Annotated in this window: 11 protein-coding genes; 6 read left to right on the top strand and 5 right to left on the bottom strand. The window is 67.9% G+C overall.

The features are described from left to right. Positions 1 to 10: 10 nt before the first annotated feature. Entirely contained in the window at positions 11 to 649 is a 639-nt protein-coding gene (locus ACLB0R_RS12770) for a c-type cytochrome (protein WP_416643321.1), read from the bottom strand. Between the two features lie 112 nt (positions 650 to 761). Between ACLB0R_RS12770 and ACLB0R_RS12765 the strand changes: the two genes are divergently transcribed. Further along, a complete protein-coding gene (locus ACLB0R_RS12765; RefSeq protein WP_416643322.1) occupies positions 762 to 1,652 on the top strand; it encodes a prephenate dehydratase in 891 nt (296 codons plus the stop codon). A gap of 1 nt (position 1,653) precedes the next feature. Here ACLB0R_RS12765 and nudC read toward each other — a convergent pair whose 3' ends face one another. Genes nudC through mutY form a run of 3 tightly spaced genes read right to left on the bottom strand, consistent with a single transcriptional unit; the run spans position 1,654 to position 4,927 of the window. Beyond that, positions 1,654 to 2,523, bottom strand: coding sequence for an NAD(+) diphosphatase (gene nudC / locus ACLB0R_RS12760; RefSeq protein WP_416643323.1), 870 nt, complete (start codon positions 2,521 to 2,523; stop codon positions 1,654 to 1,656). Between the two features lie 8 nt (positions 2,524 to 2,531). Continuing rightward, positions 2,532 to 3,881, bottom strand: coding sequence for a serine hydrolase domain-containing protein (locus tag ACLB0R_RS12755; RefSeq protein ID WP_416643944.1), 1,350 nt, complete (start codon positions 3,879 to 3,881; stop codon positions 2,532 to 2,534). Between the two features lie 2 nt (positions 3,882 to 3,883). After that, entirely contained in the window at positions 3,884 to 4,927 is a 1,044-nt protein-coding gene (gene mutY / locus ACLB0R_RS12750) for an A/G-specific adenine glycosylase (protein WP_416643945.1), read from the bottom strand. A 74-nt stretch (positions 4,928 to 5,001) separates the two neighbouring features. Between mutY and ACLB0R_RS12745 the strand changes: the two genes are divergently transcribed. From ACLB0R_RS12745 to ACLB0R_RS12725, 5 genes are all read left to right on the top strand, one after another. Continuing rightward, positions 5,002 to 5,565 carry a DUF721 domain-containing protein gene (locus tag ACLB0R_RS12745; protein ID WP_416643324.1) on the top strand — a complete coding sequence of 188 codons (564 nt, stop codon included), beginning with the start codon at positions 5,002 to 5,004 and terminating at the stop codon, positions 5,563 to 5,565. Then, positions 5,562 to 6,269 (top strand): thioredoxin domain-containing protein, encoded by a 708-nt coding sequence (locus ACLB0R_RS12740; protein ID WP_416643325.1) that lies wholly within the window; start codon positions 5,562 to 5,564, stop codon positions 6,267 to 6,269. Before ACLB0R_RS12745 ends, ACLB0R_RS12740 begins: the two co-directional genes overlap by 4 nt. Positions 6,270 to 6,300: 31 nt before the next feature. Further along, positions 6,301 to 7,065, top strand: coding sequence for a thioredoxin domain-containing protein (locus tag ACLB0R_RS12735; protein WP_416643326.1), 765 nt, complete (start codon positions 6,301 to 6,303; stop codon positions 7,063 to 7,065). Between the two features lie 26 nt (positions 7,066 to 7,091). Next, positions 7,092 to 10,499, top strand: a complete 3,408-nt coding sequence (gene smc / locus ACLB0R_RS12730) for a chromosome segregation protein SMC (protein ID WP_416643327.1) — start codon at positions 7,092 to 7,094, stop codon at positions 10,497 to 10,499. 100 nt (positions 10,500 to 10,599) lie between these two features. Continuing rightward, positions 10,600 to 11,310: a DJ-1/PfpI family protein gene (locus tag ACLB0R_RS12725; protein ID WP_416643328.1), complete on the top strand. Its 711-nt coding sequence runs from the start codon at positions 10,600 to 10,602 to the stop codon at positions 11,308 to 11,310. Here the strand turns inward: ACLB0R_RS12725 and ACLB0R_RS12720 are convergent. Beyond that, positions 11,285 to 11,917: a DedA family protein gene (locus ACLB0R_RS12720; protein ID WP_416643329.1), complete on the bottom strand. Its 633-nt coding sequence runs from the start codon at positions 11,915 to 11,917 to the stop codon at positions 11,285 to 11,287. The two genes, ACLB0R_RS12725 and ACLB0R_RS12720, sit on opposite strands and share 26 nt — an antisense overlap. Between the last annotated feature and the right edge of the window lie 8 nt (positions 11,918 to 11,925).

Raw genomic sequence — 11,925 nt, 5'->3', positions numbered from 1 at the left:
TACGACCCGATTATTTAGCTACGGCAGGCGCAGCCGGCGCCGTGGCGTTGGCCGGCTCGCTCGCATTGGCAGGTGCGGTCGCATTGCCGGTAGCGCCATCACCCGGAGCCGCCGGTGCCGGCTTGGGCATCGGCAGGTTGGAGCCCTGCGCGTTCAGATAGGCGATCACATTGGCGCGCTCGTCTTCCTTCTCCAGGCCGGCAAAGCTCATCTTGGTGCCATCGGCAAACTTCTTGGGGTTGGTCAGCCACACGTTCAGCAGATCGAACGTCCACTTCTGGCCCGCGCCCTTGGTCTTGAGCGAATCGGAGAAGGCAAAGCCGCCACGGCCTTCGCCGATCGCATCGCCGACAATCCCGTAGAGATTGGGGCCGATGCCGTTGGCGCCGCCCTGGTTGGCGGTGTGGCACGATTTGCACTTCTGGAAGACCTGCTCGCCCTTGCTGACGTCGGACTGCGCCATCATCGTTGCGAATGGCACTTCGGGCACAGCCGGGCCGCCGGCGGAATCATCCGCCGCAACAACTGCATAGCCTTCCTTCACCGGCTTCTCGCTCTTCATCGCCAGCGTGCTGAACAGGTAGAGCGCCAGCGCCGCGGCGGCGGCGGCCAATACCCAGCCAGCGATGGTGTTCGTGCGATTGTCCATGGTGCGAAAAGGCCCTGTAGGTGAGAAATCGCGCTCCCTTTATCTTCGGCGGTGCAGCATCGCAAGCCGCGCTTGCCCGCACCGGCGCTGGCAGTTAAGCGCGCTCCCCACCATGGACAAATACCCCGCGCCCGCGCGCGCCATCGTTGCGCGCATGATGGAAGCCGCTGCTGCCGATCCGGCGCGCGCGGTCGCTTTCCAGGGGGCGCCGGGGGCCAATTCGCACATCGCCGCGCTGGAAGCGTTTCCCGATTGCCTGCCCTTGCCATGCTTCGATTTCGCCGACGCGATCGATGCGGTGCGCGATGGCCTGGCTGATTGCGCGATCATCCCAATCGAGAATTCGCTGCACGGCCGGGTTGCGGATATTCACTTTCTGCTGCCTGAATCTGGCCTCGTCATCACTGGCGAGCATTTCCTGCCGATCCGCTATGCGCTGATGGGGGCGGGCGCGCTTGGCGAGGTGCGGCAAGCGGTCAGCCATCCGCAGGCGCTTGGCCAGTGCCGACATTGGCTGCGCGAGCGCGACATCCAGCCCGAAAGCTATCCTGACACGGCTGGCGCGGCGGCGCTCGTTGTCGAGCGCGGTGATCCTGCGCTTGCCGCACTGGCGCCGCCGGGTGCTGCGGCGATTTACGGGCTCGATATCCTTGCGTCCAACATCGCGGATGCCGAGCACAACACGACGCGCTTCGTCGTGCTCGCCCGCGGCGGCAGGCCGGTGACGGGTGCGGGCCCGTTCATGACGACGCTGATCTTCGAGGTGAAGAACGTGCCCGCCGCGCTCTACAAGGCGCTGGGCGGCTTCGCGACCAACGGCGTCAACATGACCAAGCTGGAGAGCTATCAGAAGGGCGGCAGTTTCTCGGCGACGGAATTCTATGCCGATATCGTCGGCCGGCCCGGCGATCCGCCGATCGACCGCGCGCTGGAGGAACTGGGCTTCCACTCGAAATGGCTGCGGCTGCTTGGCACGTACCCCCAAGCGCGGGTGCGCGAATAGCTCAGCCTTCAGCCCAGGCGCTGAGCAGCGTGTGGGCAATGGCGAAAGGCGGCGGTGGCTGAAACGGTCCCACCTCGCCCGCCAGCACGGCGCGGACGACGTCGCGCTCCACCCAGATCGCATCTTCCAGCTCGTGCGTGTCGAGCGTGATCCTGTCGTCCTCCGCCTGGCCCGCGCACGCAATCATCAGCGAGCTGGGGAAGGGCCAGGGCTGGCTCGCGACATAGCGCACGTCGCGCACGCGCACGCCGGCTTCCTCGAACAATTCGCGCGCGACCGCTTCCTCGATCGACTCGCCGGGCTCAAGAAAGCCCGCAAGCGCCGAATAGCGACCCGCCGGCCAGGCCGGCTGGCGGCCGAGCAACGCTCGACCGTCATGCTCGGCAATCATGATCACGACCGGGTCGACGCGGGGGAAATGTTCGGTGCCGCAGGCATCGCAATGCCGCCCCCACCCGGCGCGGAACAGGGCGGTCGCGGCCCCGCAATTGGCGCAGAAACCGTGACGAATGTGCCAGTCGACCACGCTGCGCGCCGCAGCATAAGTCGCGGCCTCGCCGGGCTGCAGCCGGTCCATCATCGCGAACAGGGCGAGCGGCCGGCCTTGCCCGGCGCGCATCCCCGGTGTCAGCGCGGCGAAATGCGGCTTACCGTTATCCAGCCCAAGCAGGATCAGCTCGGCATTATCGGGGGCATCGGCGAGACTCGTCCATTCGAGCCGGCCATCGTCCGAAATCGCCGGGTTGAGCGCCGCATCCAGCTTGAGCAGCCGCGCGCGCCAATCGCCGGTCACCGCCGCCAGCGCCTCGGCGTCATGGCGGAGATGGTCCGCGCGGTCGAGCGTACTGCCGGTAAAGCCGGGCGCGAGCATGCCTGCGCTTACTGGCCGAGATCGGCGTAGACCGCGGCAGTCGCGTCCTTGCGCAGCGGCCATTTGTCGCCGGGCAGATAATTGACCATCACGGTGCCACGGATCTTCTTGACCGGATCGACCCAGGCGATCGTGCCGGCTGCGCCGCCCCACCCATAAGTGCCCTTGCTCGGGCCGCCGGGAATGTCGCGCAGATACACCGAGCCGCCCGCGCCGAAGCCTTGATCGCTACCTTGTGCGCCGCCGGTATTGGCAACCGCGCCGGGATAGATGACGCCCGCCGGCAGCAGATCGGACATGGCGAGCGCGACCGTTTCCGGCTTCATCACCCGCACGCCGTCAAGCGTACCGCCATTCTGCAGCATGTGGAGGAAGCGATCATAATCGCGCGCCGACATGACGAGACCAGCGCCGCCATAGGGGAAGCTCGGCGGCTGCAGATAAACCGAGGTCGCGCCGGGATCGATCGGATAGGGCGTGTCGCCCAGGAAGATATAGCCCGACGCCAGCCGCTTCGCCTCGCTCGTCGGCACGGTGAAATAAGTCGAGCGCATTTGTAGCGGATCGAATAGCCGCGTCTGGAGGAAGCGATCGAACGCCATGCCGCTCGCTTTCTCGATCACCGCGCCCAGCACGTCGAGGCCGATCGAATAGCTCCATTTGGTGCCGGGCTCGGCGATCAGCGGTAGCGTGGACACGCGCTCGGCGAATTCGCTCAGCGTCTTGGGGCGAACCAGCCGTGCCTGCGCTTCCGACTTGGCGTCAGCGGTGAACGGGACGATGCCCGCCTTGTTATACGCGTCGAGCAGCGGCCCCTTGGTGACGATGGTGTACCCAAGGCCAGCGGTGTGCGTCATCAGCTCGCGCACCGTGATCGGCGTCTTGGCGGGCCGCGCGGTCAAGTCCTTGGCGGGATCGACCAGCACTTGCATGTGTGCAAAGCCGGGGAAGAAGTCCGAGATCGGCTCGTCGAGCTTGAGCTTGCCTTCCTCGATCAGGATCATCGCTGCCATCGCGGTCAGCGGCTTGGTCATCGAGTAGACGCGCCATAGCGAATCGGCATCGGCACCGGGGGCACCCGGATCATAAGCCAGCGCGCCGGCCGAAAGGTAGCTGACGCCATCACCCTTGCCGATCGCCGCCACGATGCCGGGGGCCTTTTTGGTCGCGGCATAGCTATCGATGAGGGCGCGGGTGCGGGCGAGCGCGGGGACGACCGGCGCAGCGGGCGCGGGGATCGCCGTTGGCGGCGGCGCGGCAGGCCGGGGCGGCACCGGCGACGCCTGGCGCGCGATGGCGGTCCCGGCGAGCAGCAGTGCCGTTGCGGTTCCTATTGTCGCGATCTTCCCCGCTGCCATCTTCATGCGTCCCTCCTCAGCCTTGCTACCTTGGCGAACACGGTCGGCAATCCGGCCGACTCGATATCGGCGATTGGCCACCACTCGCCTGTCGGGTCAGGTGCATGCCGGGGCGCCTCGCCAATCGCAAGCGCGAGTTGCAGCCGAAAATGCGTGAAGACATGGTCGACGCGCGCCTTGCCCAGCCGCCAATGCGCAATGCCGTCAGGAGCGCCGGCGAGCCCAGGCGGCTCGTCGCTCCAGGCACCGGTCGGCAGCGCGCGCATACCGCCGAGCAATCCCTTGGCCGGGCGGCGCACGAGCAGTACTTTCTCGTCACGCTCGATCCAGAAGGCGGTGCCATAGCGTTGGGGCTTGGCGACCTTGGCAGCTTTGACCGGATAGGCTTCCGGCGTCCCCTGATCGGCGGCGGAGCATTGGGGTCGCAACGGACACAGCGCGCAGGTCGGCCGGCGCGGCGTGCAAACCATTGCGCCCAGGTCCATCATCGCTTGCGCGAAATCGCCTGCACGCGCGGCGGGGGTGATGGCGTCGGTGAGCTGGTGGAGCACGTTGCGCGCGCCGGGCAGCGGCTCGGCGAGCGCGAACAGCCGCGCGACGACTCGCGCGACATTGCCGTCGACCACCACGGCGCGCTTACCGAAAGCGATCGCGGCAATGGCCGCGGCGGTATAGTCGCCGATCCCCGGCAAGGCTCGCAGCACTGCTTCGCTTGACGGAAAATGCCCGCCATGATCGGCCACCACCGCACGGGCGCAGGCAAGCAGGTTGCGGGCGCGAGCATAATAGCCGAGTCCTGCCCAGGCCGACATCAGCTCGGCATCGTCGGCAGCGGCGAGATCGGCGACCGTCGGCCAGCGCTCCAGAAACGCCGCATAGCGCGTGCGCACGGTCGCGACCGTCGTCTGCTGGAGCATGATCTCAGAAAGCCAGACGCGATAGGGGTCTGCGGTCGCGCCGTTTTTGACGCGCCACGGCAGATCGCGGGCATGCGCATCGTACCAGGCGAGCAATGTCGGCGCGATCTCAGCGGGCTTGGCAAGCATGGAATGCGACGGGGCAGAGCGAGGCACGCGGATGGTCCTTGGCGAAGGCCGTGTCGCTATGGCATGGGGACAGGATGAGCAAGAGCGGCACTCGGCTGCCTACCCCTCCCAGGTCCGCGCCCCAGCCCGATATTCGTCGCGGCGGGCCGGCGCGCGCGGTGGCCGATCTGTTGCCTGATATCGGCGGCGCGGCGTTTCGGCGCTTCGGCTTTGTCCAGCAGTCGATCGTCAGCCGCTGGGCGGAGATCGTCGGCCCGCGCTTCGCCGAGGTGTCCAGCCCCGAATCGATTCGCTTCCCGCGTGGCAAGCGCGAGGAAGGCACGCTGACGCTCGTCGTGCGCGGCGCGCACGGGCCGATGATGCAGCATGTAGCGCCCGAACTGATCGAGCGGATCAACCGGTTCTTCGGCTATCCAGCGATCGCGAAGCTCGCGTTCCGGCAAGGCGCGCTCGCGGCACCGGCACCAACGCGCGCTGCGCCGCCGTCGCTCAAGCCGGTGTCGGCTGAAATCGGCGACAGCCTGCGCGCCATCGCTGATCCGGAATTTCGCGCGGTGCTTGAGGCGTTGGCAGCGGGCGTCGCCACTTCGCGCGGCGCGCCTGTAGTTGCATCGGCAGCGGAGAGCGATCCGGCATGAAGCGTTTCGTAACGGTGCTGGCCTTGGCGCTCACCGCAGCCACACCCCCGGCCAAGCACGTGGCCGCACCAGTGCCCGCTGCCCCACCGGTCGCAGGCGATTGGAACAGCCTGGTGCAGGTTTCGCCCATCGGCACCTATGTGATCGGCAACCCGCGCGCGCCGGTGAAGGTAACCGAGTATCTGAGCTTCACCTGCTCGCATTGCGCGGCCTTCTCGCGCGACTCCGCGCCGGTGTTGCGCGGGCAGATGATCAAATCGGGCTCGGTGCTGATCGAATATCGCCCAGCCGTGCGCGATCAGGCAGACCTGGCTGTCACGCTGCTGCTCAAATGCATCGGCCCGCGTCGCTATGCCGATGCCGCCGAAACGATTTTTGCGCATCAGGACGATTGGCTCGGCATCGCCTATCGCTATCTGGAAAAGGACGCGCCGCGTTTCGCGCTCGATCCGGTGCCCGAGCAGCTCAAAACGCTGGTCAAGCTGGGCGGGATCGCCAATCAGTTTCAGGCGCTGGGCATGAGCGATGCCGAGATCGACCATTGCCTCAGCGACCCCAAAAGGCTGCAGCAGACCGTGCAGGTCGCCGCCGCCGGATCGAAACTGATCAAGGGGACACCGACTTTTTTCGTGAACGGCACCCGCGTGCCGCCGATCGAATGGTCGGGGATGGAGCCAGTCCTGCGCGCCAAGGGCGCCAAATGACTTTTACGGACACTTCCGGAGGAACAAGACGATGGTGAAGCGTTTCGCACTGGCCTTGGGCGTGGCATCGATGGCGCTGCTCGCGAGCTGCGGCGGCAAGAGTGGCCAGACCGGTAACGGCCAGGCGCCTACGGCTGCACCGGGATCGGTGGCCGCCAAGCCGGCGCCGGCCGGGCAGAATTGGACCGATGTCGTGCGCAAGACGGCCGAGGGTGGCTTTGTCATGGGCAATCCCGATGCGCCGCTGAAGCTGATCGAATATGGGGCGCGCACCTGCCCGCATTGCGCGCATTTCGATGCCGAGGGCTTGCCGGCGCTCAAGAGCAAATACATTGCGAGCGGCAAGGTATCGTATGAGTTCCGCGATTATCCGGTCCATGACGCGCTCGACATCGGCCCGATCCTGCTCGGCCAGTGCGTCGAGCCGGCGCAATTTTTCCCGATGCTCGATCAGATGATGGCCAATCAGGACAAGCTGATCGGCGATATCCAGACCAAGATCACGCCGGCTGATCAGGCCGCGCTGCAGACCAAGTCGCCGAACGAAGTCGCGACGACGTTGGCCGAAAAGCTCGGCTATCTCGATTTCGTCAAGCAGCGCGGCGTGCCGGAAGCGAAGGCGCGGGCGTGCCTGGGCGATAAGGCCGCGCTCGAAACGCTCGCCAAGAATCTGCAGACTGCTAACACGCAATTCCAGGTCTCGAGCACGCCGACTTTCATCCTCAACGGCGCCAAGCTCGACTCGGTCGACACCTGGGAAAAGCTGGAGCCGGCGTTGAAGAACGCGGGCGCCTGAGGACTTGAGGGCGGGGGCGCCGGCGCGTGCAGATCAAGCGGCTGCGGCTATCGGGGTTCAAGAGCTTCGTCGACGCAACAGACCTGCGGATCGAGCCGGGGCTGACCGGTATTGTCGGCCCCAATGGCTGCGGCAAGTCCAATCTGCTCGAAGCGCTCAGGTGGACGATGGGCGAGAACAGCGCCAAATCGATGCGCGGCGCCGGCATGGACGATGTGATCTTTGCCGGCACCGCGCACCGGCCGCAGCGCGACTTCGCCGAAGTCTCGATGCTGATCGAGGGGGCGGGGGACGACGAGGAGACCGAGGTCGTCCGCCGCATCGAGCGCGGCGCGGGATCGGCCTATCGCGTCAATGGCCGCGACGTCCGTGCCAAGGATGTCGCGCTGATCTTCGCCGATGCCGCGACCGGCGCGCATTCGCCCGCATTGGTCAGCCAGGGGCGGATCGGCGCGGTAATCGCTGCCAAGCCCGCCGAGCGGCGCCAGATGCTCGAGGAAGCCGCGGGCATCGCCGGGCTTCATGTCCGCCGCAAGGATGCTGAGCAGAAACTCCGCGCGACGGAGGCCAATCTGGCGCGGCTCGACGAAGTGATCGCCGATCAGCAGAACCGTGCGGCTGCGCTGAAGCGCCAGGCGCGCCAGGCCGAGCGCTACCGCCAGCTTTCTGATCAGATTCGCGTAGCCGAGGCACGGATGGTGTTCACGCGGTGGCGCGAGGCGGCGGCTGCGGCGGATGCGGCGCGTTCCGAGGCGGCCGAGGCGGAAACCCGAGTCGCCGCCGCCGCCGAGGCGCAGCGCGCCACGGCGGCGCATCATCAGGCGGCGATGGAAGCGTTGGCGAGCGTGCGGGCGCAGGGGCAGGCGGCGCGTGATCGTGTCGCGACGCTCGCGCATCAGCTGGATACGCTGCGCACCGAGCGCGCCGGTGTCGATCGTCGCGCTACCGAACTCGCCGACGCGCTGGCCCGGCTTGATGGTGATCGTGAGCGCGAAGGCGCGTTGGCGAATGATGCTGCCGGCGCGCTCGCCGCGTTGGCGGAAGAAGCGCGGCTGATCGAGGCACGCATCGCCGATGCCGCGCGCCGCCGCCCCGAACTCGAAACGACGCTTGCTGAGGCGGAGCGGCATGCTCGTGATGCCGAAGTCGCGCTGGCCCAGGCGCTCGCGGCGCAAGCGAGCGAGGCAGCGGAAGCGCGGGTGGCGGAAGCGGCGCAGGCAGCGGCGCGCGCGCGTTTCGATCGGTGCCAGCGCGATCAGGCGAGGATCGCTGCCGAGGCTGCCGCGCTCGCCGATATCGCGCCGCTGGCCGCTGAGCGCGCTGCTGCCGCCCAACGCCGCGAGCGCGCCGCCGGCCAGCTGGAGCGCGCGCGCGCGGCGCTGGCCGTCGCCGATGCCGAGGAGCGCGCCGCGCAAGCGAGCCGCGATCACGCCCAGCAGGCGCGCGCGGTGGCGCATGCCGAGCTCGCCGCAATCGACAGTGAGAGCGTTGCGCTCGCCAAAGCGACCCGGCGCGAGGGCAAGGATCGGTTGCTCGACCGGCTGACCGTCGCGCCTGGCTATGAGCGCGCGCTGGCCGCCGCTCTGGGTGACGATCTCGAGGCCGGTCTCGACAATGCGGCGGAGCTTTACTGGCAAGGCGCCGATTCGCTCGCAGGCGATCCCGCGCCGCCCGAGGGCCTTGCTGCGCTTGCCGCGCATGTCGAGGCGCCCTCCGCGCTGGCGCGGCGGCTGGCGCAGGTGTTCGTGACGGAAACCGACGATGGCCAGCCGCTCGCGGTCGGGCAGCGGCTGGTAACGCTCGGCGGCGTGCTGCGGCGCTGGGACGGTTTCGTCGCCAAATCGGCAGGCGCGGCGGCGGCGGAGCGGCTGGCGCGAGTCAATCGCCTGCGCGCGCTCGATGCGGCACGGCCTGCCGCGCTGCAGGCAGTGCAGAGCGCCGACGCTGAGCTTGATCGCATCGCGCAGATCATCGCGACCGCGCGCACCGCCGCTACCGATGCGCGCCGGGTGATCGACTCTGCCGAGACCGAGGCGCGAGAGGCCTTGCGCGCCGAGGATCGCGCGGCCGCCACCATCGAGCGCCTAGAAGCACAACGCGGCGATGTCGCGCAACGCAGCCGCCGCGCTGCCGCCGATCTCGACGAGGCGAGCCGCGATGCCGCGCGCGCCGATGCGGCCCATGCCGCCCTCCCCGACGGCAGCGCGATGCGCGAGCGGGTGGGCCTGCTGCAGCGCGAAGCCGAAGTCCGTCGCGCCGCCGCCGCGCAAGCCCGCGCCGATTGCGCGTCGCTCGAACGCGATTTGGCGAGCGACCAGGCGCGGCTGGCGTCGGGTCAGGCCGATGCGCGCAACTGGCGCGCGCGCGCCGGGGAAGCTGCGCGCCGCATCGGTGAAATGGCCAAGCGCGAGGAGGCCTTGCGCGAGGAAAGCGCGGTTGTCGCAGCCCGGCCGGCGGGACTCGACGCGCGGATAGCGGAGGTCGAGGCCGCACATGCCGCCGCGCGCACCGAGGCTGAGGCGGCCGCCAACGCCGAGCGCGAGGCGGAGACTGCGCTGCGCACGATCGATACCGCCGCCCGCGATGCGACCGAAACGCTCGCCGAGGCGCGGGAGGCGCGCGCCGGCGCCGTGGCACGGGCCGAAGCACAGGAAGCCCGCCGCATCGAGATGGGCCGCGTCTCGGGCGAGCGCTTCGAATGCCCCGCGCCGGTGCTGCCCGAGCGGATCGGCTTCGATCCCGCGAGCGTCGCCGCGCCCGCCGAGGAATCGGCCCGCCACGACCGGTTGAGGCTGGAACGCGAGCGGATCGGCCCGGTCAATCTCGTCGCCGAGTCCGAGCTGGCGGCGCTCGAAGCCGAGTTCACCGCCAATGCCGCCGAGCGCGAGGAATTGGGTCTCGCGGTCAATCGCCTGCGCGGCTCGATCGGTAACCTCAATCGCGAAGGCCGCCAGCGTCTGCTCGCCGCGTTCGAGGCAGTCGATGCGCATTTCCGCCGGTTGTTCACGACGCTGTTCAACGGCGGCCAGGCGCACCTCGCGCTGGTCGACTCGGACGACCCGCTCGAGGCGGGGCTGGAGATCATGGCGCAGCCGCCAGGCAAGAAGCTGCAATCGCTCACCCTGCTGTCGGGCGGCGAGCAGGCGCTGACCGCGGTCGCGCTGATTTTCGGCCTGTTCCTCACCAACCCGGCGCCGATCTGCGTGCTCGATGAGGTCGATGCGCCGCTCGACGATGCCAATATCGAACGTTTCTGCGACCTGCTCGACGCGATGACGCGCGAGACGCAGACGCGCTATCTGATCGTCACTCACAATGCCGTGACGATGAGCCGCATGCACCGATTGTTCGGCGTGACGATGGTCGAGCAGGGGGTCAGTCGGCTCGTCTCGGTTGATTTGGGCGGGGCGGAGGAGCTGCTGGCAGCCGAATGAGGCGCTTCAATCTGTCGATGCTGGAGCCGGCAATTGGGATTACCCAGCCTGGGCGCGAGGAGCGAATCGCACTGCTTCAGGCACTAAACGGAGCAGCGCGATGAGCGAGCTACCCCCGATCCACGTTGCTTTCCTGCTGTTTCCCAGGGTAACTCAACTGGACCTTACTGGCCCGGCACAAGTGCTCTCTCGTTTGGGAAACGCGACAATCGATCTCGTCGCCAAGACCATGGATCCGGTGCCGACCGACGCCGGCTTTTCGTTGCTGCCGACGGCCACTTTCGCGACGGCCCGCCGTGCTGACATCCTGTGCGTGCCCGGTGGTTTCGGCACCAACGACGCCATGGACGACGCGGAAACCATGGCGTGGGTCCGCCAGGCAGCTGCCGAAGCGGAATGGATTACCAGCGTGTGCACCGGTTCCCTCGTGCTGGGCGCGGCGGGCTTGCTTGATGGCTATCGGGCGACTTGCCATTGGGCCACGCATCATCTGTTGGCGGCCTTTGGTGCCATACCCGTCAAGGCGCGGACGGTTTTCGATCGCAATCGCGTCACTGGCGGTGGGGTAACCGCAGGGATCGATTTTGCCCTTGCGCTGACGGCTGCCATCCGTGGCGAGGCGCATGCCCGCTTCGTCCAGCTTAGCCTCGAATACGACCCCCAGCCGCCATTCGATAGCGGTTCGCCAGAACGCGCCGACCCGGAAACGCTGGCGCGGTACGCGAGCTTGGCGAAAGGTCAGGCCGGCGATCGTGAAGCGAGGACGCTGGCGGCAGCGGCGCGGCTCAGTGCCGAGCCCGGCCACCCCTGAGCTTTAGCCACACCACACCGGCGACGGCGAGCACCAGCACCGCGCCGATCACCAGATCGGCCGAGTGGAACGCCGCCTTCAGGCGCGGGTCGCTGTCCCATTTGTCGCCCAGCACCACGCCGAGATAAGCGAGGCCGCCGCACCAGATGAGCGAGCCGATCGAGGTGTAGAGGTGGAACTTGACAAGGTTCATCCGCCCCAGCCCGGCCGGGATCGAGACGAAGGCGCGGACCACCGGCAGCAGCCGCCCGACCAGCGCCGCCGTGCTGCCCCAGCGCGCGAAGAATTTCTCTGCCAAGTCGCGGTGATGCGCGTCGAGCAGCACGAAGCGGCCATAGCGCACCAACAGCGGCCGCCCGCCGCGCGCGCCCAGCTCATAGCCGATGCGGGCGCCGATATTCTCGCCGATCACCGCCGCAATCACCACCCCCGGCAGCGTGAGTGTGCCCTTCGACACCAGATAACCGGCAAACGGCATGATGATTTCGGATGGGATCGGAATGCCGGTCGACACCAGCACCATCAGCAGCGTGATGCCCGGGTACCCGCCTGCCTGAATCACCGCGATGACGAACGCGGCAAGATGCCCTAAAATCTTTTCAACCATGGCGGCGG

Source organism: Sphingomonas sp. GlSt437 (genome assembly GCF_048015635.2).
Taxonomy (GTDB): Bacteria; Pseudomonadota; Alphaproteobacteria; order Sphingomonadales; family Sphingomonadaceae; genus Sphingomonas.
The sequence above is the reverse complement of the archived record's forward strand: the minus strand, read 5'-3'. Positions and strand labels throughout refer to the sequence as shown.